This window comes from Umezawaea endophytica, assembly GCF_025061645.1.
Classification (GTDB): domain Bacteria; phylum Actinomycetota; class Actinomycetes; order Mycobacteriales; family Pseudonocardiaceae; genus Umezawaea; species Umezawaea endophytica.
On the sequence record NZ_JANYMP010000019.1, the window covers coordinates 123570 to 149671 of the forward strand.

At 69.8% G+C, this 26102-nt stretch carries 23 protein-coding genes; 10 read left to right on the forward strand and 13 right to left on the reverse strand.

From position 1 onward, the window contains the following. Window positions 1–30 precede the first annotated feature (30 nt). A complete protein-coding gene (locus NZH93_RS32835) occupies window positions 31–708 on the reverse strand; it encodes a phosphotransferase (protein ID WP_259627148.1) in 678 nt (225 codons plus the stop codon). A gap of 65 nt (window positions 709–773) precedes the next feature. On the opposite strand from NZH93_RS32835, the gene NZH93_RS32840 reads away from it, so the two are divergent. Beyond that, the gene (locus tag NZH93_RS32840) at window positions 774–1532 is read left to right on the forward strand and encodes a TrmH family RNA methyltransferase (protein ID WP_259627149.1); all 759 of its coding nucleotides are present in this window, start codon (window positions 774–776) and stop codon (window positions 1530–1532) included. A 315-nt stretch (window positions 1533–1847) separates the two neighbouring features. On the opposite strand, the gene NZH93_RS32845 is transcribed toward NZH93_RS32840, so the two are convergent. Both NZH93_RS32845 and NZH93_RS32850 read right to left on the reverse strand, forming a co-directional pair. Then, window positions 1848–2339 carry a cysteine hydrolase family protein gene (locus NZH93_RS32845; RefSeq protein WP_259627150.1) on the reverse strand — a complete coding sequence of 164 codons (492 nt, stop codon included), beginning with the start codon at window positions 2337–2339 and terminating at the stop codon, window positions 1848–1850. A gap of 67 nt (window positions 2340–2406) precedes the next feature. Further along, a complete protein-coding gene (locus NZH93_RS32850; RefSeq protein WP_259627151.1) occupies window positions 2407–2817 on the reverse strand; it encodes an HAD-IA family hydrolase in 411 nt (136 codons plus the stop codon). Between the two features lie 127 nt (window positions 2818–2944). On the opposite strand from NZH93_RS32850, the gene NZH93_RS32855 reads away from it, so the two are divergent. Then, entirely contained in the window at window positions 2945–3349 is a 405-nt protein-coding gene (locus NZH93_RS32855; protein ID WP_259627152.1) for an Rv3235 family protein, read from the forward strand. A 527-nt stretch (window positions 3350–3876) separates the two neighbouring features. Here NZH93_RS32855 and secA read toward each other — a convergent pair. The 7 genes from secA to NZH93_RS32890 all read right to left on the reverse strand — a co-directional run bounded on the left by secA (window position 3877) and on the right by NZH93_RS32890 (window position 14592). Next, on the reverse strand, window positions 3877–6738 hold the full coding sequence (gene secA, locus NZH93_RS32860) for a preprotein translocase subunit SecA (RefSeq protein WP_259627153.1): 2862 nt from the start codon (window positions 6736–6738) through the stop codon (window positions 3877–3879). Window positions 6739–7017: 279 nt separating this feature from the next. After that, on the reverse strand, window positions 7018–7704 hold the full coding sequence (hpf, locus tag NZH93_RS32865; protein WP_259627154.1) for a ribosome hibernation-promoting factor, HPF/YfiA family: 687 nt from the start codon (window positions 7702–7704) through the stop codon (window positions 7018–7020). Window positions 7705–8279: 575 nt separating this feature from the next. Continuing rightward, complete coding sequence (locus tag NZH93_RS32870) at window positions 8280–8942, reverse strand: ComF family protein (protein WP_259627155.1); 663 nt, start codon at window positions 8940–8942, stop codon at window positions 8280–8282. Window positions 8943–9253: 311 nt separating this feature from the next. Continuing rightward, a complete protein-coding gene (locus NZH93_RS32875) occupies window positions 9254–11005 on the reverse strand; it encodes an LpqB family beta-propeller domain-containing protein (RefSeq protein ID WP_259627156.1) in 1752 nt (583 codons plus the stop codon). Then, a complete protein-coding gene (gene mtrB / locus NZH93_RS32880) occupies window positions 11002–12978 on the reverse strand; it encodes an MtrAB system histidine kinase MtrB (RefSeq protein ID WP_259627157.1) in 1977 nt (658 codons plus the stop codon). Before mtrB ends, NZH93_RS32875 begins: the two co-directional genes overlap by 4 nt. A gap of 19 nt (window positions 12979–12997) precedes the next feature. Beyond that, window positions 12998–13675, reverse strand: coding sequence for an MtrAB system response regulator MtrA (mtrA, locus tag NZH93_RS32885; RefSeq protein ID WP_259627158.1), 678 nt, complete (start codon window positions 13673–13675; stop codon window positions 12998–13000). Between the two features lie 272 nt (window positions 13676–13947). Then, complete coding sequence (locus NZH93_RS32890; protein ID WP_259627159.1) at window positions 13948–14592, reverse strand: dTMP kinase; 645 nt, start codon at window positions 14590–14592, stop codon at window positions 13948–13950. A 161-nt stretch (window positions 14593–14753) separates the two neighbouring features. Between NZH93_RS32890 and NZH93_RS32895 the strand changes: the two genes are divergently transcribed. Beyond that, window positions 14754–15740 carry a hypothetical protein gene (locus tag NZH93_RS32895; RefSeq protein WP_259627160.1) on the forward strand — a complete coding sequence of 329 codons (987 nt, stop codon included), beginning with the start codon at window positions 14754–14756 and terminating at the stop codon, window positions 15738–15740. 22 nt (window positions 15741–15762) lie between these two features. Here the strand turns inward: NZH93_RS32895 and ahcY are convergent, their stop codons facing one another. Continuing rightward, window positions 15763–17235: an adenosylhomocysteinase gene (gene ahcY, locus NZH93_RS32900; RefSeq protein ID WP_259627161.1), complete on the reverse strand. Its 1473-nt coding sequence runs from the start codon at window positions 17233–17235 to the stop codon at window positions 15763–15765. 144 nt (window positions 17236–17379) lie between these two features. Here ahcY and NZH93_RS32905 point away from each other — a divergent pair, with 144 nt between their 5' ends. The 4 genes from NZH93_RS32905 (at window position 17380) to NZH93_RS32920 (ending at window position 21840) form a co-directional block, all read left to right on the forward strand. Beyond that, window positions 17380–19815 carry a hypothetical protein gene (locus NZH93_RS32905; protein ID WP_259627162.1) on the forward strand — a complete coding sequence of 812 codons (2436 nt, stop codon included), beginning with the start codon at window positions 17380–17382 and terminating at the stop codon, window positions 19813–19815. 258 nt (window positions 19816–20073) lie between these two features. Then, a complete protein-coding gene (locus NZH93_RS32910; RefSeq protein WP_259627163.1) occupies window positions 20074–20427 on the forward strand; it encodes a hypothetical protein in 354 nt (117 codons plus the stop codon). Between the two features lie 4 nt (window positions 20428–20431). Continuing rightward, window positions 20432–20938, forward strand: coding sequence for a hypothetical protein (locus tag NZH93_RS32915; RefSeq protein WP_259627164.1), 507 nt, complete (start codon window positions 20432–20434; stop codon window positions 20936–20938). After that, entirely contained in the window at window positions 20935–21840 is a 906-nt protein-coding gene (locus NZH93_RS32920) for a hypothetical protein (protein WP_259627165.1), read from the forward strand. Before NZH93_RS32915 ends, NZH93_RS32920 begins: the two co-directional genes overlap by 4 nt. A 188-nt stretch (window positions 21841–22028) precedes the next feature. Here NZH93_RS32920 and rfbB read toward each other — a convergent pair whose 3' ends face one another. Next, a complete protein-coding gene (rfbB, locus tag NZH93_RS32925) occupies window positions 22029–23027 on the reverse strand; it encodes a dTDP-glucose 4,6-dehydratase (protein WP_259627166.1) in 999 nt (332 codons plus the stop codon). A gap of 10 nt (window positions 23028–23037) precedes the next feature. Continuing rightward, window positions 23038–23730 (reverse strand): SMI1/KNR4 family protein, encoded by a 693-nt coding sequence (locus NZH93_RS32930; RefSeq protein ID WP_259627167.1) that lies wholly within the window; start codon window positions 23728–23730, stop codon window positions 23038–23040. Between the two features lie 421 nt (window positions 23731–24151). Between NZH93_RS32930 and NZH93_RS32935 the strand changes: the two genes are divergently transcribed. From NZH93_RS32935 to NZH93_RS32945, 3 genes are all read left to right on the forward strand, one after another. Beyond that, complete coding sequence (locus tag NZH93_RS32935) at window positions 24152–25054, forward strand: hypothetical protein (protein WP_259627168.1); 903 nt, start codon at window positions 24152–24154, stop codon at window positions 25052–25054. 194 nt (window positions 25055–25248) lie between these two features. After that, a complete protein-coding gene (locus NZH93_RS32940) occupies window positions 25249–25581 on the forward strand; it encodes a hypothetical protein (protein WP_259627169.1) in 333 nt (110 codons plus the stop codon). A 4-nt stretch (window positions 25582–25585) separates the two neighbouring features. Beyond that, window positions 25586–26065, forward strand: a complete 480-nt coding sequence (locus NZH93_RS32945) for a hypothetical protein (RefSeq protein WP_259627170.1) — start codon at window positions 25586–25588, stop codon at window positions 26063–26065. The last annotated feature ends 37 nt before the right edge of the window (window positions 26066–26102 follow it).

Consider the following 26102-nt stretch of genomic DNA (forward strand, 5'->3'; position numbering starts at 1 on the left):
CGCCCCGCTCGGGCGCGGCGACGTCGGAGGTCACGAGCGGCGGCAGCGCTCGACCAGTTCCTCCACGGCCCTGACCTCGTCGGGGTCGCGGTCGTGGCGGGCGAGGCGGATCTCGGCCGCCGCGGGCATGGCCTGCCGGACGGCGTCGTCGACACCCGCGAGGAACGACCTGACCAGGCGGGCCCTGGCCGCGCGGCGGACCGGGCGGAGCTTGCCGACGGCCATCGCGAGCCAGCTCAGGGCCAGGTCGACGCGGCGGTCACCCCTGGCGGCGCAGGCCCAGTCGATCACCACGGGCCCGTCCGGGCCCAGCACGACGTTGCCGGGGTGCAGGTCGAGGTGCAGCAGCGCGCCCCGCGGGGAACCGGGCAGGAAATCGGGGGCCGGGACGTCGTCCAGGCGGTGGTGCAGGTCGGCGAGCTGGCGGCCCAGCGCCGCGGCGCGCCACGGCCTGCGGTCCAGCTCGGCCGACATCCGGGGGCCGGGGACGTACTCCATGACCAGGCCGTCGTCCTCGACGCCGTGGACCCTCGGCACCGGGATCCCGCGTTTGCGCAGGTAGCGCATGAGTTCGGCTTCGGGATCCAGGGCCCGGCCGTCGCGGTTCTGCTTGACCAGGAGGCCGTCCGGCCGCAAGAAGACGTCCGCGTCCTGACCGCTGGCCAAGAGGCGGGCGCGGTGCGCAACGCTGCGCTCGCCCGAGCTCATGTGACGATCATCATGGTTGACGCCGCCAATGCAAGCCCCTGAACGGGCGTGGCACCCTTCTCGACGTGGAAATCTCCCCCAAGGACAAGTTCGTCACCGTCTACGGACGCAAACCGGTCCTCGAAGCGCTCGACGACCCGCGCCTGGACGTGGACAAGGTGATGCTCGCCGAGACCGCGCGCGGCGCGGCCGCCAGGGAGATCCTCGACGCGGCCAAGCGGCGCGGCGTGCGCGTGCAGCGGGCCACCGAGCAGCGGGTGAAGGTCCTCGCCGGGAACGGCCGCCACGACCAGGGCGTGCTCGCCGACGTCGTCGCTCCCCGAATGCTCCCGCTCGACCTGGCGTTGGACGGCCCCGACCTGCCCCGCGGCGTCCTCGTGCTCGACGGCATCACCACACCCGCGAACGTCGGCATGATCCTGCGGACCGCGACCGCCGCCGGCATGGACGGCATCGTCGTGCCGCGCCGGGGCGTCGCCTCGATCGACCCGCTGGTCGTCAAGGCGTCCGCCGGGGTCGCGTTCCGCGCGCCGATGCTGCGCTGCGCGACCGCCGCCGAAGCCGCCGCGAACCTCCGCGCCCACGGCTACCCGCTGTTCGCGCTGGACGCGAACGCGAAGGAGTCGATCTACACCGCCGACCTGCCGGAGCGGGCGGCGTTCGTGCTCGGCAGCGAGACCAACGGCATCTCCGACGACGTGCGCCCGCACGTCACCGGGTGGTTGTCGATCCCGATGTTCGCGGGGGTCGAATCGCTCAACGTCGCCAGCGCGGCAGCGGTGCTGTGCTTCGAGGTGGTGCGGCGGCGGACGTCCGGTCAGTAGTCGACTGGCCATTTAGTCGACTGGACCCGCCGCGGTTCTCGTCAGCGGCGGGCCCAGCGAGTTCCGGGGCGGTCGCTGTTCGCTGCTGGGGCGGCCGCGATTCCGAAGTTACGCAGGCTCGATGGTGAATGACAATGACCGGATGGGGCCTGCTTTTCTTGCGGGCTGTTACCGCTGTTGGCCCTCGCGGGGTGGGCTTAGCAGGGTGGTGCGGTTCGTGCGGGTGTACCGGTGAACGCCGACAGTGGTGATAGGACGGACGGTGTTCGTGGGTGGACGGCGTCTCGGATGGACGGCGTTAGTGGGCGGGCGGGGTTAGCGCGCCAGGAGTTCTGCGACGGTCTTGACGGCTACGCCGTCCTCGTTCAGGCGCCACAGGGTTGACTGGTGTTCTTCGATGGAGGAGCTGGCGGTCGCGTCTGACACGACCGTCACCTCGAAACCGAGCGCCAGTGCCTTCGCGGCTGTCGTGCCCACGCCGTGCTTCGTGGACACCCCGGCGATCACGACCGACTTGGCCCCGATGTCCCGCAGGTCCGCCACCAGCCGTGTGCCGCTGAACGCGTCGACCCCGGTTTTCGTCACCAGGTGCTCGCCGCGGCCCGGTTCCAGGCGTTCGACCACGTCGTCCGCGCCGTCTTCGCGCAGGTGTCTGACGATCACTACCGGGGCGGCGGCGCGGTCGAAGGCGTCTCTGAGCCGCACCACTGCGTCCACCACGGCCGAGCCGGGGATCGGGGCCAGCGGCATGTCGAGGATCCGCTGCTGCACCTCTACCAGTACCAGGACAGAACGAGCGCTGAGCACGTGCTTGGACCACCTGACGTGACGATGAGTTGATCTTCAAGGTAGTCGGGCTACAACCAGTTGATCTTCAGGGTAGCAGCGGAAAGCCAAGCAGGACAGCGAGTTCGGCGATCGTGGTGGGGATGGAGGTGTGGTGGACGCCGACCATTCCCGCGGCTGCTGCGCCCCGGACGTTGATGGCCAGGTCGTCCACGAAGACGCATTCGTCGGTGGTCAGGTGCAGGTGATCGGCGGTCAGGCGGTAGATGGCTGTGGAGGGTTTGGCCAGGCCTACTTCGCCGGAGATGACGACTGCGTCGAACAGGCCGGTCCATTCGGTGGGAGGGGCCCACAGGCCGTCCGCGTTGGAGAGGAGTCCGGTGAGGATTCCGTGCTTTCTGACCTCGCGGACGACGGTGAGGAGTGGGGGTTCGACGACGTAGTCGTCGCCGAAGTCGGTGAGGACACCGCCGAAGTCCAAGACCAGTCCGCGCAGCACAGTCAGCAACCTACGCCGGTCGCTGGATCGGGTGATGGTGGTCCGGGTTGGTGGGGGTGGGGACTCGGTACTGGGGAGGGGTTGGTTGGGGCGGGTGCGGCGCGGCGCGGTGCGGTGGGAGTTGGGTGTGGCGGTTCAGGTGCGTGCGTTGGGGGCTGTGGAGTTGCCGGTGGTGGGGGTTGTGGTGCCTGCGATGCGGGTGTCGCCGGAGCGGGTGTTGTCGGAGCGGGTGCTGTCGGAGGGGGAGGCGCGGAGGTTGTTGATGTTCGTGGTGGAGGCGTTGGAGGGGCGGCGGTCGTTGGGGCAGTTGGTGGGGGTGGTGGGGGAAGAAGCTGTTCGGGAGTTGCGGGTGGGGGTTGGGGCGGGGGCGGGGCGGGTTCGGTTGGGGACGGTGAGGGTTTGTCGGGTGGGGGGTGGGGTGGCGGAGGTGTCGGGGACGTTGGGGAGGGATGGGCGGGTGCGGGCTGTGGCGGCTCGGGTGGAGTACTTGGACGGGGGGTGGGTTTGTGTGGTTTTCAAGGTTTTGGAGTGAGGGAGGGGTGGGTTGGGTACCGGGGTTGCGTTGGTGGGGTGGCCGATTTGACTTGGGGCCCCTAGATTTGCCCCTTCGTCGGACAATAAAGGGCAGAGGTGAAGCTGCCGTCCGACGCAAGTTTAAGGGGCAAATCCCCCAAGTAAAATCGGCCACGGTTGGGTAGGCGGCGTCCGGTTTGTGGTGGGTCAATTGGGTTTGCGTGCGGTTGTGGCGGGTCAACGGGGTTCGCGTGCGGGTATGGCTGGTCAACTGGGTTGCGCGGGTTGCGCTGGGCTTTTGGGTGCCATGCGGCTTGGTGGGTGCATTTGCGCGCTTGCGGATGCTGTGCGGCTTGAGCGTGCATATCTGCGCGCTCATGGATGCCGCTTGGTGAATGGCGCGCCGTCGCGGCTCGCGCGCGTATTGGTGCGTCTGGCGATATCTCAAGTTGCCCGTGGCGCGTTCGCCGGCCATCGTTGTTGTCGCGAAAAGGGCCGCCCCCGTTGGGAGCGGCCCTTTTCGCTGTTGCTTTTGCTGTCTTGCGTTTACCTGCGGGGGCCCTTTCGGGCTGACTTTGCCTGTGCCCTTGCTGCTGCGCGACGTTCCTTGCGGGTGCCTGCGGTGTCGTCGCCTGCTGCGTCGTCGTCGTGGGCTTCGGCTTCGCCGTCCTCGTTCGGGCCCGAGTAGCTGAGGCGTTGCCTGCCTGGCTCGTCCAGGCCCTTGCCGCGTAGTGCGGGCGGGATTGCTGAGCCTGCGGAGAGTTGGGCCAGGGCTGGGCCTGCTGGGGCTTCTGGGGCTGGGGTTGAGGCTTCTGTGGCTGCTGCTGCGCGGGCGCGGGCGCGGCTGCCGGTTAGGGGGCCCGCGCCGTTGCTCAAGGAGACGGGGATGGGCGGGGCTGCTACCGGTTCTGGTTCTGCTGCTTCTACCTGGAGGTTGAAGAGGAAGCCGACCATTTCTTCCTTCAAGGCGTCCAACATCCTGTTGAACATCTCGAAGCCCTCGCGCTGGTACTCGATCAGCGGGTCGCGCTGGGCCATCGCGCGGAGGCCGATGCCCTCCTTGAGGTAGTCCATTTCGTACAGGTGTTCGCGCCACTTGCGGTCCAGCACGGACAGGAGGACTCGGCGTTCCAACTCGCGCATGGCGCCGGGGCCGACTCGGGAGTCGATGTCGGCTTCGCGGGCCTCGTAGGCGGTCAGCGCGTCGGTCTGGAGGGTTTCCCGCAGGGATTCGCGGGTGATGTCGTCGTCGCCCTCGACGAGCTTCTTCCAGTCGAGCTGGATCGGGTACAGGGTCTTCAGCGCCGTCCAGAGCTGCTCGAAGTCCCAGTCCTCCGAGTAGCCGTCGGCGGTGGCGCCGTCCACGTACTCCTCGACGACGCTGGTGATCATGTGCTCGACCTGCTCGCGGAGGTCTTCGCCGTCGAGGACGCGGTGGCGCTCGGCGTAGATGACCTTGCGCTGGAGGTTCATCACCTCGTCGTACTTGAGGACGTTCTTGCGGATCTCGAAGTTCTGCTGCTCGACCTGCGTCTGAGCGCTCCTGATGGCCCTGGTGACCATCTTGTGCTCGATCGGGACGTCGTCCGGCACCTTGAGCCTGGTCATCACGGTCTCGACCATGGCGGCGTTGAAGCGCCGCATCAGCTCGTCCTTCAAGGACAGGTAGAACCGGGACTCGCCGGGGTCGCCCTGGCGGCCGGAGCGGCCGCGGAGCTGGTTGTCGATGCGGCGGGACTCGTGGCGCTCGGTGCCCAGCACGTAGAGGCCGCCCGCTTCGCGGACCTCCTCGGCCTCGGACTTGACCTCGCGCGAGACCTCCTCGATCAGCTTCGACCAGGCGGCCTCGTACTCGTCCGGCGACTCGACCGGGTCGAGGCCGCGTTCGCGCAGCTCGTGGTCGGCGATGATGTCGGGGTTGCCGCCGAGGACGATGTCGGTGCCTCGACCGGCCATGTTCGTCGCGACGGTGACGGCGCCCTTGCGGCCCGCCTTCGCGATGATCAGCGCCTCGCGGTCGTGGTGCTTCGCGTTCAGCACCTCGTGCGGGATGCCGCGGCGAACGAGCAGCTTCGACAGGTACTCGGAGCGCTCGACGCTCGTCGTGCCGATCAGGACCGGCTGGCCCTTCTCGTGGCGCTCGGCGATGTCGTCCGCGACGGCCTCGAACTTCGCCTCCTCCGTCTTGTAGACGAGGTCGGGCTGGTCGGAGCGGCGCGCGGGGCGGTTCGTCGGGATCGGCACCACGCCGAGCTTGTACGTCTGGAAGAACTCGGCCGCCTCGGTCTCGGCGGTACCGGTCATGCCGCCCAGCTTCTTGTACAGGCGGAAGTAGTTCTGGAGGGTGATCGTGGCGAGGGTCTGGTTCTCCGCCTTGATCTCCACGCGCTCCTTGGCCTCGATGGCCTGGTGCATGCCCTCGTTGTACCGACGACCGGCCAGCACGCGGCCGGTGAACTCGTCGACGATCATGACTTCACCGTTGCGGACGATGTAGTCCTTGTCCTTGGTGAACAGCTCCTTGGCCTTCAGGGCGTTGTTCAGGTAGCCGACCAGCGGCGTGTTCGCGGCCTCGTACAGGTTCTCGATGCCGAGCTGGTCCTCGATGAAGGTGACGCCGACCTCGGAGATGCCGACGGTGCGCTTGCGCTCGTCGACCTCGTAGTGGACGTCCTTCTTCAGCAGCGGCGACAGGCGGGCGAACTCCAGGTACCAGCGCGACGACTGGTCGGCCGGGCCCGAGATGATCAGCGGCGTGCGCGCCTCGTCGATGAGGATCGAGTCCACCTCGTCGACCAGGCCGAAGTAGTGGCCGCGCTGCACGCACTCGTCCAGGCTCCACGCCATGTTGTCGCGCAGGTAGTCGAAGCCGAACTCGTTGTTCGTGCCGTAGGTGATGTCCGCGTTGTACGCCACGCGGCGCTGCTCCGGCGTCAGCTCCGACAGGATCACGCCGACCGTGAGCCCGAGGAAGCGGTGGACGCGGCCCATCCACTCCGCGTCGCGCTTGGCGAGGTAATCGTTCGTCGTGATCACGTGCACGCCCTCGCCCGCCAGGGCGTTGAGGTACGTCGGGAGCACCGAGGTCAGGGTCTTGCCCTCACCGGTGCGCATCTCGGAGATCTGCCCGAGGTGCAGTGCGGCGCCACCCATGAGCTGCACGTCGAACGGGCGCTGGCCCAGCGTGCGCTTCGCTCCTTCGCGGACGACGGCGAACGCCTCCGGCAGCATCTCGTCGAGGGTCTCCCCGTCGGCGTAGCGCTTGCGGAACTCGTTGGTCTTCTCCCGGAGTTCCGCATCCGTGAGGTCTACGACTTCGTCTTCCAGGTTGTTGATGTGCGCTGCGATGTTGCGCAGGCGCTTGAGCATCTTGCCCTCGCCAGCGCGGAGCAGTCGGGACAGCACCATCCGGGTCGACCTCATTACCTCATCGCGACGCGCCCGTTCTGGGCGCCTTCCACCAGGCTCGACAAGCCCGCTCTAGCCGACATCGTAGGCAAGAGCGAGACCTGTGTGCACCGACACAGGCAGGAACCGGTCCAGAACGCACTGTGACAGGTCCCCGGAGCGCCGCGCACGACAGGTACAACGGCCGAGGGGCCGCTTTGGTGCCGCGAAAACGCCGAGATCCCCCGAAGTGGGTGCTCCGGGGGATCTCGGTCGAAGGTCGATGGGCGACTGGGCCGGTCAGGCGAGCCGGATCACGCCGTAGTCGAACCCCTTCCGCCGGTAGACGACGCTGGGCCTGCCGCAGTCGGAATCCGCGAACAGGAAGAAGTCGTGGCCGACCAGTTCCATCTCGTAGAGGGCCTGGTCGACGGTCATCGGCTTGGCCGGGTGCTCTTTCTCGCGGACGATCCTGCCGGGGAGGTTGTCCTCGACGTCGTCCCAGCGCTGCTGGGCAGGCACTTCGGCCATGCCCGCGTAGTCGTCAGAAGGGTCTGGGGCTTCGAGCAGTGCTGTCTGCCCGAGCCGCACGCTCTGCGCGGACCCGTTCGTGTCGGTGGGGGTGACGACCGCCCCGAGGCCACTGGTCGCTTCCGCGACGGATGTCGGGCCACGTCGCCCGTGGTGTACGCGCCTTCTGTCATGCGACCGGCGCAGGCTGTTCTCCAACTTGCTGACCGCCGAGTCGAGCGCGGCGTAGAAGTCGCCCGCGCAGGCTTCGGCGCGGACGATCGGTCCGCGACCCTTGCCGGTGATCTCGACGCGCTGGCAGTTCTTCGCCTGCCTGCGGTTCGGCTCGTGGAAGAGTTCCACGTCAAAGCGGATGACCTTGCGGTCGTAGCGCTCAAGCCGGGCCAGCTTCTCCGTCACGTGCACCCTGTAGTGATCGGGCACCTCGACGTTGCGGCCCTTAACGACGATGTCCATACACGACCTCCCTCGCTTTGCTGCGAGCTGTGGCTTGGATCAGTGCGGCACCGGAAACGCGAACAGTTGTCGCGGATTGTCGCTGAGGGTCGTCCTCAACAAGTCTTCCGGCGCCAGGGTCATGGGCTTTTCGCCTCCTCCCCCACCGGGCCGGGAACGCTGATAGCGCAGCACGTTAGCCCGGTATTCATCTCAGCGACAGCCCCCGGGGCGGGGGAACTCGGAGAAAAACGTCCCGTTACCCTGCGTGACAAAAACTGGCCACTGGGCGTACCGCCGGAGGCTCGGCGGGCAGTCCGCCACGCTCCGGACTCACCCGGATGGCGCAGCGCGCGCCGCAGACCACTCGGCAGAGTCACCGCCGTGTTCCGGCTCCGGGTGGACGTCATGTCCGGCCAACGGCCGAAGTGGACGCCAGGTTCCCGACCGCGGGGAATAGATCCAATCCATTGTTGATGTTTATCCCACGTCACTCTTGCGAGTGGTTCGGAGCCGGTGATCTTGGCGTGGATCTTCGTAGCCGGGAGTGAACGGGATTCACCGCGCCTTCGCCGTTACCCGGTCGGCGGAGCGGGTCAACCCGGTGGGGACCACCAGCGGTGCGCCGCCGCGGAGGTGAGCGAGAGGACGGCGTTCACCTTGATCTTGGCGGTCCCGAGGACCCGGACGCACTCCGCGGCGGTCGCCCCCGTGGTCACCACGTCGTCCAGCAGCACGACCGGCGTGCCCGGCGGGGGCAGGGCCTCGGTCGGGCGGACGTGACCGGAGAGGTTCGCGCGCCGGGCCGCGGCGGAGAGGCCCGCCGAGTCGCGGGTGCCGGGGGCGAGGACCAGCGCGGGAGCTACGGCCGTCGGGACACCGGTGCGCGCCGCCGCCGCTCGGGCCAGGCGGAGGACGTGCGGACCGCCCCGACGGCGGCTGGCGGAACGGCGGGATGGCGCCGGGACGAGCCACCAGGTGCCGTCCTGGTCGGGCCGGGCCTCGGGAACGGCCCGCAGGGCTTGGCCCAGGAGGGTGCCGAGGGCGGTGGCGAGGTCGTGGCGGCCGCGTTCCTTGAAGGCGAGGACCAGTTCGCGCGGGGCGCCCTGGTAGTCGGCCAAGGCGTAGGTGGGGCGGCCGGGGAGGGGGACGCGGGTGGGGGCGCCGAACTCGGAGAGGCAGGTGGGGCAACAGGCCTCGGGACCGCCGCAGCCCGCGCAGCGGGGTGGGAGGAGGAGGTCGAGGAGGTCGAGGAGCATGAGGTGAGGGTGCCGGTGGGGTCCGACAGTATCTGTGGTCGCTGCTCCGCAGACGGCGGCGAAGCCGCCAGAAGTCGGCAGTTCGAGCCCCGATTTTTTCGAGCCGAGCAGAGACTTCGTCCCCGCCCGGCTCGAAAAAATGGTGACCCGACCTACCGACGCGGCCTCGCGTGATGGTCGTTCGCGTACGGGGCCAGGGGTCCCCCCGTTGGGTGGGCCCCCCGATAAAGAACGCTACCCGTGGGCACCGACAAAAACGGGAAGTCGCGGGTTGGGCAGGTGTGCGGGGGGCTGTGTGGCTGTTCTGTCGGTCAACCGGGGTAGAAGACGTAGCCGGTGGTTTCGGGTTTGACCTGGTTGCTGCGCCAGACGTCGCCGACCTCGCCCGCGCTCCACAGGCCGGTGCGGTCCAGGGCGAGGATGGGGCGGCCTGGGGCGGCGGCGATGGAGGTGACGGGCACGGTGAGGTTCGAGGTGTTGTAGCGCTCGATCTTCAGGCCGTCGATGTTGAGGCGGACGACGGGGCTGTTGGGCAGTGAGGTGCCCGCCACGAGGACGTCCTGGGCGAGCCAGTCGACGGTGGTGACCACGCCGTCCAACGACGTCGGCTGGGGGCGCGGGATGCGCAGGGCGATCGAGGAGTCCTCGCCGCGGACGACGGCGGCGATGAAGAGCTTGCCGCTGACGATGACGGCGACCCTCGTGCCGTCCCTGGAAAGTCGGAGTTCGTCGATGTGGCCGAACCCGGTCAACTCGGTGGCGTTGACGCTGTTGGCGCTCAGTGCACCGCCCTCGCCGCGGACCACGCGGACCACGTTGGTGCCGTCGGCGACGGTCCACACCTCGGTGCCGGGCTGGCCGACGGTGTTGCCGGGCATCCAGGTGGGTCTGGTCAGGCTGGCGGCGGGCAGTTCGACCTCGCGCAGCGCGTCCTCGGCGGGGCCGACGCGGAGGCGGACGGCGTTCGGGGCGATGCGGCTCACGACGGCGAGTTGCGAGCCGTCGAGGGACTGGGCGCCGCTGACGATGTTGTACTCGCCGGTGCCCGCGGGCCCCTTGACCTGGGCGTCGTCCGGCAGCGAGAGGAGCTTGCCGCCGGTCGCGACCATGCCGCGCTCCTCGGCGGTCGGCGTGATCAGCGCTTCGCCGGACTGGACGTCGGCGGGCCGCCAGTCCCTCTTCTCGGTGGAGATGACGTCGGCGTCGAGCAGCACGCGCACGCGGCTGCTGGTGACACCCGCCAGTGAGCGCACGACCTGCGCGACGATCTTCTTGCGCACGGCGGGGCTCGGGTCGCCGAGCCGGGTGAGGTCGACCTCCAGCGCGCCGTCGTTGGCCTCGGCGGTGGGCTTGTTGATGCCCGCGTCCGGGCCCAGCTCGCTGAACAGCGCACCGCGCATCGCGCTCGACGGACCCTTGACCAGCAGTTCGACGACCCGCTGCGGGATGCTGATCGCGGGCGGGATGACCACGAACCGGGGGTCCGGCACCAGGACGTTGCGGTCCTTGTCGTAGAAGAACAGGACCACACGCTGGTAGTTGCGGGTGAAGTCGGCGATGGTGACGAGCACGCCGACCGGGGGCGTCGAGATGCGCCACTGCCCCTCGACCAGCTCGACCCGCACGGGCTCGTTCACGTCGCCGCCCTGCTGCACGAACGAGCTGTCCGCCAGCTCCAGCCGCCCGACGTTGCGGCCGAGCAACTGGACCGTGCGCTGCTTGGCGTCGGGGGGCAGGTCCGCGTCGCCGGTGCTCGGCACGGTGTTGAAGGCGTTGTCGATGATCGTCGGCGTGCCCTTGGTGTTCCACGACTTCCGCGCGTCCGGCGTGAGGTACGCCTTCGCGGCGGCGTAGTCGCCCTCCGGGCTGGCCGACGCGAGGATGAACTCGCGGACGATCTGGAGCGCGTCCAGGTTCTTCTCGGGCTCGGGTGCCTCGCCGGACGGCTGGCGCGACGAGGACGGCCCCAGCGGCTTCGGGTAGGTCTGCGTCGGGATCGCCGCGCAGCCCGCCAGCGGGAGCAGCGCCACCAGCAGGGCCAGGAATCGTGACCGGCGCTTCACCGGGCCTCCTCGCGCTTGGACGGCTCCGCCGCGTCGCGTCCGTCGACGGGGTGCGCCGCACCACCGGCACCGGTCCCGTTGACGGGCTTCTCCGAGTCCCAGGTGATCTTGGCCGGTTCCTTCTCGGAGTCCCACGCCAGCTTGGCGGGTTCCTTCTCCGAGTCCCACGCGAGCTTCGGCGGCGCCTCGTCGTCCGAGGACGACGACGGCGGCGGCGCGGCGGGCTCCTGCGCGGCGGGCTGCTCGTCCGACTCGATGTCGCCGACCGGCTGCGCGGGCTGCCAGGTGATCTCCGACGTGGTCAGCTCGACCTGCTCCGGCGAGTCGTCGGCGTCCGCCTCGGCGTCGTGGTCCGGCAGGTCCGTCGGCTGGAGCGGCAGTGGGCTGCTCGCGATCTCGTGGCCGTGCGTGCACGGCAGGGTGAGGCGGAAGACGGCGCCGTACCCGCGCTCGCCCCACGCCTCCAGCCAGCCGCCGTGCAGGCGGGCGTCCTCCAGGCTGATGGACAGGCCGAGGCCGGTGCCGCCGGTGCGGCGGTTGCGGGACGGGTCGGCGCGCCAGAAGCGGTTGAACACCAGCTCGGCCTCACCGGCGCGCAGGCCGACGCCGTGGTCCCGGACGGTGATCGCGACGGCGTTGCCGTCACCCCGGACGGTCAGCTCGACCGGCAGGCCCTCGCCGTGGTCGACGGCGTTCGCGAGGAGGTTCCGGAGGATCCGCTCGACGCGCCGGGAGTCCAGTTCGGCCGTCACCTCGTGGTCCGGCATGTCCATGACGATCGTGGTGCCGTTGCCCTTGGCGATGGCCCGCACGGCGTCGTGCGCGCGGCGGGCGAGCACCCGGACGTCGACCGGGTCGGCGGCCAGCTCCTCGACACCGGCGTCCAGCTTGCTGATCTCCAGCAGGTCGCCGAGCAGCGACTCGAACCGGTCCAGCTCGTCCACCAGCAGCTCGGTCGACCGGGCGAGGCCGCCGGGGAACTGCTCGCGCGAGGCGTGCAGCACGTCCGCGGCCATCCGGACGGTGGTCAACGGGGTGCGCAGCTCGTGCGACACGTCCGAGGTGAAGCGGCGCTGGAGCTGGCCGAAGTCCTCCAACTGCTGGATCTGCTCCTGGATGCTCTCGGCCATCTCGTTGTACGACTGGGCGAGCCGGGCGACGTCGTCCTCCCCGACGACCGGCATCCGCTCGTCCAGGCTGCCGTCGGCGAACCGCTCGGCGACCTCGGCGGCCTGCCGGACGGGGCGGACGACCTGCCTGGTCACCAGGTTCGCGATCACCGCGAGCAGCAGCAGGAGGACCAGGCCGCCGACGACAAGGGTGTTCTGCACGACCTCGGCGGTGGCCTGCTCGCTGGTCAGCGGGAACAGCAGGTAGAGCTGCATGGCGCGGGCCGACGTGCTCACCGGGACGCCGACGACGAGCAGCGTGGTGGGGCCCGCGTCGCGTTCCACGGTCGTGATCTGGCTGCCGGAGAACCCGCCCTGGACCATCTTGGCGAGGCCTTCCGGCACCTCCCAGTACGGCCCGACGGAGTTCGGCTGACCCTCGACGCCCTTGTTGCCCGCGTCGTCGAAGACGGGTTCGAACGCGCCCGCGCCCGAGCTGGCGACGTCCTGCCCCGAGCCCGCGGTGTTGAGCTTGTTCACCGCGCTGAGGAAGCGCGTGCGCACGTTGTCCGGACCGGGGTTGAGGCCCAGGAGGTCCGGCTGCACGGCCGCGGCGCTGGCCTTGGTCTGCTGGATCGCGGCGTTGGTCTTGGTCTCCAGGAGCTGGTTGGTGATCTGCATTTGGAGCACCATGCCCAGCACGAAGACGACGGCCGAGGACAGCGCGAGGGTGCTGACCACCACCCGCAACTGCAACGACCGCCGCCACAGCTCACCGAACGCGAGCCACCGCTGGCGCGCCTGCTCGGCCGCCCACCGCCCCTTGTGGACGACGGGGACGAGCAGCCGCGTGCGCCAAGTCATCCCCGGCGCTCCCGGCGTATCACGGGGGACCGGCCTTGTACCCGACCCCGCGAACGGTCAGCACGACCTCCGGGTGCTCCGGATCCCGCTCCACCTTGGACCGCAGGCGTTGGACGTGGACGTTCACCAGCCGCGTGTCGGCCGCGTGCCGGTAGCCCCACACCTGCTCGAGCAGGACCTCCCTGGTGAACACCTGGCGCGGCTTGCGCGCCAGCGCCACCAGCAGGTCGAACTCCAGCGGCGTGAGCTGGATCGGCTTGCCCTCGCGCAGCACCTCGTGTCCGGGAACGTCGATGCTCAGGTCGCCGATCGCCAGCGTCTCCGCGGGCTCGTTCTCGGTCCTCCGCAGCCGCGCCCTGATCCGCGCGACCAGCTCCTTCGGCTTGAACGGCTTGACCACGTAGTCGTCGGCGCCGGACTCCAGGCCCAGCACCACGTCCACGGTGTCGCTCTTCGCCGTGAGCATGACGATCGGGACGCCCGACTCCGAGCGGATCGCCTTGCACACGTCGATGCCGTTCATGCCGGGCAGCATCAGGTCCAGCAGGACCAGGTCGGGCTTGAGTTCGCGCAGCGCGGGCAGGGCCCTCGCCCCGTCGGCCACCACCGCGGTGTCGAAGCCCTCACCCCTCAGCACGATGGTCAGCATCTCCGCCAACGCGGGGTCGTCGTCCACCACCAGCACACGTGCCTTCATGCCCAACATCGTCGCACTGACGGCCGGCCGTTCGCGCACCGCCCAGCGATCATCGCTGCTGGTCGTCGCGCGGGTTCGATCCGTAACCATCTGGTGTTGTCGTTCCACCAGGCCACCTCGCCCTGTTAGCGCCGCTGAGCGGTTGTCTCGGACTAATACGCGGTGCGCTCACTATTCGTTACCGAAAGTGCCGAATCATGGACAAAAACCCACCCTTACGGCCTAAGCATGCACGGTAAACATCCCACGTCAGAGTGGACTTTCCGTGACGCTCAGCGACCATATAGGCGATCTAGAATGGGAGAAATTTTCACGTCTGCCGAGCCGTCGAGCACTTCCCACGGCCCGAGCCAGCCGTCGGCCGCCAGGTCGTCGTACACCGCCGAGCAGCGCCGCTGGAGCCCGCCGTCCGATTCGTACAGGTCGCGGGCGCGCTCGGCGTCCGCCCGCTCGCGCCGGGCGGCCCGGTCCGCTGCGACCGCCGTCGGCACCCGCAGCAGGACTTGCAGGTCCGGCACCGGCAGCCCGAACCGGTCGACCTCCAGCGCGCGCACCCACTCGACGAACTCGCCCCGAGCGCCCTGCTCCAGCCGCGCCGCGCCGTACGCGGCGTTCGACGCGATGTACCGGTCCAGCAGCACCACGTCGTACTGGGCCAGGTCGGCCCGGATCCGGTCGGCGGCGCCCCGCCGGTCCAGCGCGTAGAGCACGGACATGCCGTGCACCGAGTCGGTGAGGTCGCCGAGCCTGCCGTGCAGCGCGTCGCGCACCAGTTCGGCGTGCACGTCCTCCTCGTAGCGGGGGAACGCGCCCGTCGCCACCTTCGCGCCGCGCTCGGCCAGCTCAGCGGTCAGCGCACCCGCCAGGGTCCGCTTGCCCGCACCGTCAAGACCTTCGATAACCACGAGCTTTCCCACCTGCTCACCCTAGTTGTGCGGCCCTCAGTCACCTTCGGGTGCAGGCGATTGCCGTAACCGTCCCAAACCTGTAACCCACATGGGTGAAACAGGATCTTCCGGTCACCGGATCGAGTGACTACGGTGAACCAACACTTCGGCGTGCGGAAGGTGGTGCCGCGGTGACCGCGGACTTCGGGCACGCCGGTCCGGCTGACGAGCCGACCGGCCTCCCGATCGGAGAGGTGCCCGCCTCACTTGCCGAAACGCTCCGCTACGGACCGTTCCACCGGGCACTGCGCGACGCCATCGCGCACCGGGGCCTCTCGCTGGCCCGGCTGCGCGCGCACATCGAGCAGCTCGGCGTGCAGGTCGGGCAGTCGACGCTCAGCTACTGGCAACGCGGGCTGCGCCACCCGGAGGTGCCGCGTGCGATCCCGACCGTACGGGCGCTGGAGGTCGTGCTCAAGCTGCCGACCGACTCCCTGACCTCGCTGATCGGCCCCCGCCAGCCACCGCACGTCCGCCCGACGCCCGCCGCGTTCGCCGAGCTGGCATCGGCCTGGGCGGACACCGCGCCGCTGCTGTCGGAGTTCGACGCCATCCCCGAGTCGTCCCGGTCGAACGCGGACCTGGAGATGCTGTCCGTGCACGACGCCGTGCTGGTCGGCGGCCAGCACGAGCAGCGCGCCGTGACGACCCGGCTGGTCGTGCGGGCGCTGCGGGCCGGACCCGACCGCTACCTGGCCGTGCACCAGGGCGACGAGGGCAGCCGCATCGACAGCGCCGTCATCCGACCGGGTGAAGGCTGTCGGCAGGGACGGCTGCGCAGGCAGGCCGCGTCGCGGGGCCTGGCCGTGGAACTGCTGTTCGACCGGCGGCTCGCCGAGGGCGAGGAGCACGTCTTCAGCTACACCGTCGTGGACGACACCGGCGGCCCGACACCCGGCCACCACCGCACGTTCCGCGACCCGTGCCGCAGCTACCTCGTCCAGCTCGGCTTCCACAGACGGGCCCTGCCCGCCCGGTGCACCAAGCAGTTCCGCAGCGGACTGATGGCGACACCGGTGGACGTGGACGAGCTGGTGTGCGGCCTGGGCGGCGTGGTGAGCGCCTACTTCAGCGATGTGGGACCCGGCACGGCGGGTGTCTCCGTGGAGTGGAGTTAGGGACACCCGCCCCGCCTACGACTCAATAACGGTAGTGGTCGCTCTTGTACGGGCCCTCGACGTCGACGTCGATGTACTCCGCCTGGTCCTTGGAGAGCTTGGTCAGCTCGCCGCCCAGCGCCGCGAGGTGGATGCGCGCCACCTTCTCGTCGTGGACCTTCGGCAGGCGGTACACCTCCTTGTCGTACTCCTGGTGCTTGGTGAACAGCTCGATCTGCGCGATCACCTGGTTGGAGAACGAGTTCGACATCACGAAGCTCGGGTGGCCGGTGGCGTTGCCCAGGTTGAGCAGGCGGCCCTCGGACAGCACGATGATCGACTTGCCGGACGGGAAGACCCACTCGTCGACCTGCGGCTTGATGTTGACCCGCGTGACGCCGGGGTAGCGGGCGAGACCCGCCATGTCCAGCTCGTTGTCGAAGTGGCCGATGTTGCCCAGGATCGCCTGGTGCTTCATCGACGCCATGTGCTCGGCGGTGACGACGTCCTTGTTGCCGGTCGTCGTGATGACGATGTCGGCGACGTCGAGCACCGACTCCAGGCGCTTGACGTCGTAGCCGTCCATGGCCGCCTGGAGCGCGCAGATCGGGTCGATCTCGGTGACGATCACGCGGGCGCCCTGGCCGCGCAGCGACTCGGCCGCGCCCTTGCCGACGTCGCCGTAACCGCAGACCACGGCCACCTTGCCGCCGATGAGGACGTCGGTGCCGCGGTTGATGCCGTCGATCAGCGAGTGGCGGATGCCGTAGCGGTTGTCGAACTTCGACTTGGTGACGGCGTCGTTGACGTTGATCGCCGGGAACAGCAGCGTGCCCGCCGCGGCGAGCTGGTAGAGCCGCATGACGCCGGTCGTGGTCTCCTCGGTCACGCCGCGGATGCCCTCGGCGATCTTGGTCCACTTCGACGAGTCCGCCGCCAGCGAGGCGCGCAGCGTGTCGAGGACAACCCGCCACTCCTCGGAGTCGTTCTCGTCGGGCTGCGGGACGACACCGGCCTTCTCGTACTGCACGCCGTTGTGGACGAGCATCGTGGCGTCGCAGCCGTCGTCCAGGATCATGTTCGGGCCGCCGTCGGGCCAGGTCAGCATCTTCTCGGTGGCCCACCAGTACTCGGGGAGGGACTCGCCCTTCCACGCGAACACCGGGACGCCCTTCGGCTCCTCCGGGGTGCCGTGCGGGCCGACAACGACGGCCGCGGCGGCGTGGTCCTGGGTGGAGAAGATGTTGCACGACGCCCAGCGCACCTCGGCGCCGAGCGACACGAGCGTCTCGATCAGGACGGCGGTCTGCACGGTCATGTGCAGCGAGCCGGACACGCGGGCGCCCTTGAGCGGGTACACCTCGGCGTACTCGCGCCGCAGCGCCATCAGTCCGGGCATCTCGTGCTCGGCGAGCCGGATCTCCTTGCGGCCGAACTCGGCGAGCGAGAGGTCGGCGACGGCGAAGTCGAGCCCGTTGCTGGTTCGGAGCCTCGCGGCCTCGATGTCGGCGGTCATTCGCAGTTCCCTCCACGGCAGCACTAACGGGTCAATCGACCCTACCGCCGCCACGCCGGGCCGCTCCGTTCGCCGTGATCGGGTGGCCCATGGCCCACTATGGCCCTTCGACCTCACCACGCGGAGCAGCAGTAAGGATCGACGATGCTCATTCCAGGCCCCGACACACGGGTCGTCGAGTTGCGGGTGCACGGCGTGCAGGGCACGACCCCGCAGTCGCTCGTGGACGCGGTGGCCGCGGTCGACGTGGCGGGTGACGGGCTGGGGCGGATCGTGCGGCCCGCCGACCGGTTGCGCAGGCCCGGACCGGGCCCGGTGCTCCAGGCGGAGGGGCGTCCGGTCACGCGGGTGGTCGAGGGTTACGTGTGGGGCGCGATGACGTCCGGCGGCTGGGCGAAGGCGACGTGGGCGGTGCTGTTCCCGTTCAGCCTGGCGAACGTGGCGCACTGGATGCTGCCGCCCGTCCCGGACCGCAACACCGCCGCTCACCTGCTGGGGATCGGGCTGCGGTCGCTGCTGCGGCTGGCCGCGCTGCTGCTCACGGTGCTGCTGGTGGCGCAGACGGCGGTCGTGACGCTGGACCTGCTGGCCGCGCAGTGCCTCGCGCCGGGCGCCGCGTGCCTGGCCGACGTGGTGCCCGCGTCGGTGCGGACGGTGCCGTGGCTGCGAACAGCCGTGGGCCTCGCGCCCATCGCCCTGCTGGTGTTCGTGCTGGCCCGCCTGTCCACCGTCGACTGGCGCATCGACCGGCCGGAGCCGGGGGACGAGGCGGAGGCGTCCGTGCTGCCCGGCGCGCACGTCGCCACCGACCCCGACACCCCGGCGCTGCGCGCGCTGCACGTCGTCGCGGCGCTCGGCGCGACGACCGTGGTCGCGCTCGGAGGCCCGCTCGGCCCGATCGTGGCCCCCGGCGGGCACGGCGCGGCGATCACCGTCGCGTGGGTGCTGGGACTGGTGCTGGTCGCGGTCTCCGCGCTCGGCGTGATGCTGCTGGACGACCCGACGGGCGGCGCCCCGCACCGCGGTGGCCGCTGGCTGCGCGCCGCCGTCGGCCGCAAGCGCCGACGCGGGCTGATGCTCGGCTCGGGCGCGCTCCTGGTGGCCGCCGCGGTGCTGGTCGAGCGGTTGCCGACGCGGATGCCCGGCGTCGACGTCGGCGTGCAGGTGCTCGCCGCGCTGCTGGTGCTGGTGTGCGTGCTGTTCGGGCTCCTGCTGGTGCCCGCCGCCCTGCTGGCCCGGCCCGCGTGGGCCGCGCAGCCGCGCGAACTGCGACCGTGGGCGGGCGGCTGGATGGCCGCGCCGGTGCTGGTGCTGGCCGGGCTGCTGGGCGGCGGCTTCGGCGCCGGGGTCGCACTGACCACGCGGTGGCTGCTCGGCGGCGGGCTGCCGCTGCCCATCGGCTACGGCTACATCACCCTGCTGTGGGGCGTCGCGGGCGTGCTCGGCCTGGTGGCCGGGGTCCTCGTCCTCACCACCACGGGCATGGTCCGCTGGAGTTCCCTGCGCCGGGACAAGGAGTGGGGGCGCGAGGCGTCGCTGCTGCACTCCGGGCGCGCGCGGGACGTCAAGCAGGCGTCGAAGGCGTGGTGGTGGGCCCGGTGGGAGCGCAACCACGGCCACCACGTGGTGCTGATCCTGGCTGCCGTGCTGGTCGCGGGCGCCGTCCCGGCCATCGCGCTGCGGCTGCGGCAGATCGAGCCCGCCGCGTGGACCAGGCCGTTCTCCGCGTTCGGGGTCGTCGTGCTGGGACTGCTCGCGGTCACGCTGCTGCGCGCGGTCTGGCTGGCGGCCCGCCGCCCGCAGTCCGGGCGGCGGCTCGGGATCATCGCGGACATCGCGTCGTTCTGGCCGCGCGAGGCGCACCCCGTCGTGCCGCCCTGCTACGCGCTGAAGGTCGTGCCGGAACTGGTGGCGCGCACCCGTGAACACCTCCAGGACCGCGGCACCCGCGTGGTGCTGACCGGGCACAGCCAGGGCAGCCTGCTGGTCGCCGTGGCCGCCGCCCGGCTGCTGGAGACGCTGCCGCCAGAGGACCGCGAACGCGTCGGCCTGCTGACCGCCGGGTCGCAGTTGCAGTGGGCGTACCCGCGGGCGTTCCCCGCCGTCGTGCCGCACAGCTCGCTGGCCGCGCTGGCGGGCGGCTTGGACGGCCGGTGGCGGGCGCTGTGCCGCGGCACGGACCCGCTGGGCGGCGCGGTGACGACGTGGGGCAGGCAGGTGTTCGACGGGATGCTGCTCGGCGTCGGCTACCTCCCCGACGGCACGGAGGGCGCGCTGCCACCCGCGGTGCGCGGCCCGAACGGCGCACTGGTGCTCGGCGGCGACCACTGGCTGCCGGACCCGGCGCGCGGACCGTTCCCCGGCAGGCGCTGGGCGTCCGGCGTCTGCGGCCACACCGACTACACCGCCGACCCCGAGTGGGACCGGGCCGTGGCCATCGCCGCCGGGCTCAGCCGGGTCGACTCCCCGGAAGCCCCCGCGAACGGCGCGATGCCCGCACTGCCGACCGCGCGCCGCGCGACGATCCCGCAGGACCTGCTGAAGCCCCTCCCGCAGACCTCGGAACCGCACTCGCCCTGAGTCGGCGCCCCTACGGCTCTACGAGCCGCCTCCACGACGGTGGCCCGCCGCCGGCTCGCGCCGTCCACGTCGAGCGAGACCCGAGCATTCGATGTCGGATTCCCCAGCGGCTTCGTTACCCAATTCCGGGCGACCGGTGAAAGCGAAACCCGAATGGGCCAATCTTTCCATTCCGATCCCTGATCCCGTAACGACTCGTCAAGCCCCCTCGATGAACGGACCGCCTACGCATTCCTACCACGAGGAGCGTCGTCGCGGATGGCCGAATTCAAGATCGGGACGCAGCAGGCCGGCAGCATCCAGAATGCCGACCAGATCCAGAACCACCACCCACCGAACCCGTCCGGGCAATTCTCCGGGAGATTTCCCGAACAGCTCGAAGCCCTTCGCACCCTGGTCGAGCGGGCGGTGCTGTCGCGCGATCTGGATCGGGTGACGGGAACCCGCGTGGCCGCGGCCATCGACGCCGCGACCGTGGAGACCCAGGCCCCCGCGCCGCGCTTCGAGCGCGTTCTCGCTGCTCTGAGCGATGCGGAGGTCATCGCGGCCAGTGTTCCGGCCCCGGCCGTCGCCGCCGCGATCGACGGCGTCATCACGACGTTGACCGGCTGACGCCATGGCCGAGTTCTCCGTCGAACGGCAGAACGCGCTGCTCATCCAGAACGCGGACCGCATCATCAACCAGTTCGCGCTCCCCGAACGCGACCACCTCGCGGTCGGCATGAGAGCACTCGCGGCGCGCTACTACCAGGAAGCCCGGAACAGCCTGGCCAAGGCGTTGAGCGACAATCCCGACAACGCGCGGACGCGCTATTACCTGGCACTTTCCCTGCTCGACGGCAAACGTCCGCACATGCATTCGATCAACCACATCCGCACGATCCGCGAACACCTCGAAAGCGCACGGGAATTGCCCCACGCCGAGGTGCTGGCGGCGCTGGTCAACGAGGACCACGGCCTGTACTGGCGCAAGGGCGTCCGGCTGCCGCCGAGGCTCCTGGCGCTCATCGGGTCGTTGAACGCCGTTCAAGTGCAGGAGATCGTCGCGCACGTCCCAGCGCCGGAGAGCGGTGTGTGGCGCGCGCTCGCGTCGAGGACCACCAACCGAGGGACTGGGTCATGAACGTCAACACCGCGGCGACCGCGCGCAAGAAGAAGATCGAGAAGTACTTCCACAAGACGCCGAACCCCAGCGACAACACCATCGCGCTGGCGTTCCTGATCGGCGGTGGCGTGCTCGCGTTCATCGGCCTGCTGCTGCTCGGGGGTGGTGGCGCCTTCTTCGGCGTCGTCCTCATGGCCGGGGCCGGTTACCTGGGCTACCAGGGCTTCCTGCGGAAGTCCGCCTACGACCGCGCCTACGAGGCGTCCACGCCGAAGCCGACAGCGAAGGAGATGGACCGGCTGCTGCTCGACGACCTCCTCAAGATCGAGCGGACGGCGATGACGCAGCTCGACCTGACGCCAGAGGACCTCCAGTTGGAAGCGTCGGGCAGCGACCCGTTCGCCGCGCTGGCCCACGGGAGCGCGTCCTCCGCCCACGAGGGCCGACGACCGCTGGTGGTCTTCGGCCCCGCCGTCAACAGCGGGTTCGCCATCGGCGAGGACGACGTCTGGCGGTGCAAGCGGTACGAGGTCATGGTGATCTGCCCCACCAGCTACCACATGGCGATCTACCGCTGCGTGCTCGACTTCCTGACCGGCGGCATGCAGTCCGTCGAGACGCACGAGTACCACTACACGGACGTCGTCGCGGTCTCCACCAACACCCGCCCCGCGCCGGACCTCGTGCTGGACATCCTGGCGATCATCGACGAGGAGCAGGTCCGCTTCGCCCGCACCCTCCTCAAGGAGTTCCAGATCGTGGTCTCCAGCGGCGACCGCAGCAAGGTCGTCGTGGGCATCTCGGACGAGGAGGACCCCGACAACTCGGCAACCCTCCAGGACTCCGGCATCAACCGCGTGATCGACACCGTCCGCAAGGTCCTCCGCGACAAGAAGGGCGGCACAGCAGCCCTGAACTGAACCCCAAACTTGACGACCACAACTCCCTCCACACCGACCCCGACCCGGCCCCCACGCGAGGCCGCGTCGGTAGGTCGGACTCCCATTTTTCTCGAGTCGGGGAGTGACGAAGTCCCTCCCCGACTCGAGAAAAATCGGCGCCGACGTGCCGACTACAGGCGGCCGAGCCGCCGTCTGCGAAGCAGCGGCTATGTGACAGTCCAGGCGTTTTCCACCACCGGGGACCGGTCGCGCAGCGGCTCCCACCAGTCGCGGTTCTCCGCGTACCAGCGGACGGTCTCCCGCATCCCCTGCTCGAACGGGACCTCCGGTTCCCAGCCGAGTTCACGGGTGATCTTGGTCGAGTCGAGCAGGTACCGCCGGTCGTGGCCCGGCCGGTCCGGCACCTCGTGCTTGAGGTCCTGCGACAGCCCCAGTTCGTCGAGCACCAGGTCCGCCAGCTCCTCGACGCTCGCCTCCACGCCCGTGCCCACGTGGTAGGTGTCGCCGACGCGGCCGCGGTCGAGGACTGCTTCGATGGCGCGCACGTGGTCCAGCGCGTGGATCCACTCGCGACGGTTGTCCTTCGACGTGTAGACCGGCAGCGGCTGCCCGTCCAGGGCGCGGGTGGTGAACAGCGGCAGCACCTTCTCCGGGAACTGGTGCGAGCCGTAGTTGTTGGCGCAGTTGGTGATCGTGACCGGCAGCCCGAACGTCTCGTGGTAGGCGCGCACCGCGTGGTCGGCGCCCGCCTTGCTCGCGTTGTACGGCGTCCGCGGCCGGTACGGCGAGTCCTCGGTGAACGCGTGCTCCGCGTCCAGCGCCAGGTCGCCGTACACCTCGCACGTCGACACGTGGTGGAAGCGCTCGACGCCGACCTGGCGCGCGGCTTCCAGCAGTGCCTGCGTGCCCAGCACGTTGGTGCGGAAGAACCTCGCGGGGTCCAGCACGGCCAGGCTGTTGTGGGACTCCGCGGCGAAGTTCACCACCACGTCCACGGCGTGCTCGCGCAGCGCCTGCTCGGCGTCGGCGATGTCGGCGTGCACGAACGAGATCAGGTCCCGCACGTCGGCGAGGTTCGTCTCGGTGCCCGCGTAGGTCAGCGCGTCCAGCGCCACGACGCGGTCGGCCGGGTGCTCGCACACCCAGTGGCGGACGAAGTGCGATCCGATGAACCCGGCGGCTCCGGTCACGAGGAGGGTCGTCATGGCGCTGACGCTACCGACGAAGCCACTCCTCCGGGGCGTCGACGAACTCGTCCAGCGCCTCCTCCGTCCGGGCGCGGACCCAGAGCCACGACTTCCCGTCCTCGCGCAGCAGCAGGTCGGGACCGGTGAACCACCGGCTGCCCCCGCCCGCCGGGTACTCCGGCAGCGGCAGCGGCGTCGCCCACCGCTCCAGCACTTCGACGTCGTCGGGGGTCAGTTCGTAGGAGGTGGCGAGGTCCTCGGGCACGAACAGCGACTCGGACAGGACCATCTCCACGCAGGCGACCGAGAAGCGGTCGAACCAGGCGACCCGCGGATCGGCGTTCGGGTCGGCGAGGTCCATCGTCATCACGACGCGCGGGTCGTCCCGGTCCAGGTCCTCCACCGGCACACCCCAGTGGGCGACCCACTGGTTCTCCTCGCGGAAGACCAGCAGCCCCTTCTCGACGACCAGCCCGTCCGGCGGCAGCAGCCGGTCCTGGTTGCGCGTGAGGTCCTCGCGCCGCCCGAACAGCCGGTACGCCTCCCGGAGCGCGGCGGGCAACCGCACCCCGAGCCTGGCCTCGGCCGCGTCGAGTTCGGCGTCGTCGCAGCCGTCGTCGGCGGTCAGCGGCGCCACCCATTCGGCGGCGAAGTCCCGGATGAACATCCACGCGGCAGCCCGGTCGTCCAATACCCGGAGGAGGTGCGATTCCATCGGCATGACGGAAATCCTACGGAGACAGTGGAATTGACGTCGGACGTTGCGAAAATTCCGTTACGCCGATTCCAGGTCACCACCACGACCTCTACCTGAACGGGCCAACTTCACCGCACCGGTGGAGCAGTTCGTAACGCGATACCAAACGGCCTCGATGAACGCACCACCCACGAACGCCTACCCGAGGAGTGCGGTAGAGGACGACCGGGAGTCCGGCCGGCCCAGCGTCATGGACGTAGCAGGCCCGCAGCACGTGAGACTCATCCAGAACGCCGACCAGATCATCAACGTCCTGGGCATCCCGGAACGGGACCACCTGGCGATCGGCATGAGAACCCTTGCGAAGCGCTATTACGACGAGGACGTGGGAGAGCCGCGTCCGGCTCGCGCTGGAACAAAGGGTCGAGAGAAAGGAGGAGAACTGATGGCTGATCACCATTCCTACGTCGACCACAGGATCCGGGTCGTCAAGTACTTCAAGCCCTTACCGGACTCGCAGTCCCTGCTGCTGGCGCACATCCTCCTGACCGCCGGGGTACTCGGCCTTCCCGGTGGAATCGTCTTCGCCTTCCTGACCCACGTCGCCGGGTTCTTCGTGATCACGTTGGTGTCCCTCGTCGTGGTCCCCGGCGCGGTGGTCCGGAGGAACGACTACTACCGACAACTCGAAGCCGCTACTCCCAAACCGACCGGTCGCGAAATGGACGACCTGCTCCACAACGACCTCTGCCGGGTCGAGGAAGCCGCGCTGCGCCAACTGAACCTGACGTGGGACGACCTCGAACTCGACCCGGCGAACTACGACCCGTTCGCGGACCTCACCGGGGCGGAGCCCGAGAACAGGCCGAGGAAGCGGCCCCTGATCGTCTTCGGCCCGGTCGAGACGAGCAAGTTCGCCATCGGTGACGACGGTGTGTGGAGGTTCCAGCAGTACCAGGTGATGGTGATCTGCCCGACCAACTACCACCTGGCCATCCACCGGTGTGTGATCGACTTCGTGACCGGCGACTGGCAGTCGGAGGAGACGCAGGAGTACCACTACGCGGACGTCGTCGCGGTCTCGACGAACTCCTACCGCGCGCCGGACCTCCAGGTCGCCAACGACGAGCCGGACAAGGAGCGGAAGATCAGCTTCTCGACCACGCTCCTCAAGGAGTTCCAGATCGTGGTGTCCAGCGGCGACCGGAGCCGGGTGGTCGTCGGCATGTCCGACGCGCAGAACCCCGCCGTCCGGGCCCAACTGCCCGATTCCGGCATCAGCCAGGTCATCGACGTGATCCGCAAGGTGCTCCGCGACAAGAAGGGCGGCACCGGGACCGTGACCTGACCGGCGCAGGCAAAGCCCGGTCGTCCAGTACCCGGAGGAGGTGCGATTCCATCGGCATGACGGGACTTTAGCCACCGTTCGGGGGATCGCTTACCCGAACGGTGCAACTTGCGGACGTTGCCGTAACACGGCGTCAATCGTGCTCGATGAACCGACCGCCCAGCACACACCGAGCACGAGGAGAGCGGCAGCGGATGGCCGAAATCACGATCGGGACCGAGCAGGACAGCGTCGTCCGGAATGCCGACCCGAGCCGTTCCGAGGACCGGGAACTGGACCCCGGAGCTCCCGCTCAGCTAGTCGCCCTGCGCTCGCTGGTCGACCGGGCCGTGCAGTCGCGCGACCTGGACCAGGCGGTGGCGACGCGGCTCGCCGCGGCCGTCGACGCGGCCACCGCCGAGGCCAGGCTGCCCGCGCCGCGGCTGGCGCGGATCGTCGCGGACCTGGGTGACGCCAAGGACATCGCGGCGGGCGCGCCGACGGTCGTCGCGGTGATCGAGGGCGTCGTCATGACGCTGACCGGCTGACGGCGTGCGGGAACTACCCGACGAGCAGTGGCTGCTCCGGCACGCGGACACCGTGGTCGACCGGATCGGTGTCCCGTACTGGGACGGGGTCGCGGTCGGGTTGAAGGCGCTGGCCGGAGGTGACCACGGGGAAGCGCTGCGGAGCCTCGAAGAGGTGGTGCGGAACGAGCCGCGCAACCTGCACGCCCACTACTACCTCGCGCTGGCGCTGCTGGCGGGCAAGCGCCCGCGGCGGCACGGGTCGGAGCTGGTCAAGGAGGTCGGCGTGCACCTGCGGCACGCCGCCGAACTGCCGCAGGCCGCGGTGCTCTCGGCGCTGGTCAAGGAGGACCACGGGCTGCACTGGCTGCCGTGCGACGCGCTGCCCGCCGAGCTGGCGGCGTTGATCACTCGCGTGGACCCCGGTCAGGCGGCGGAGATCCTGGTGCACGTCCCGGCCCCGGAGAGCGGTGTGTGGAAGGCGTTGAGGAGCAAGGTCGGCTAGCGCGGTGTGGTCGGCCTCCGCGGGGGAGGCCGACCAC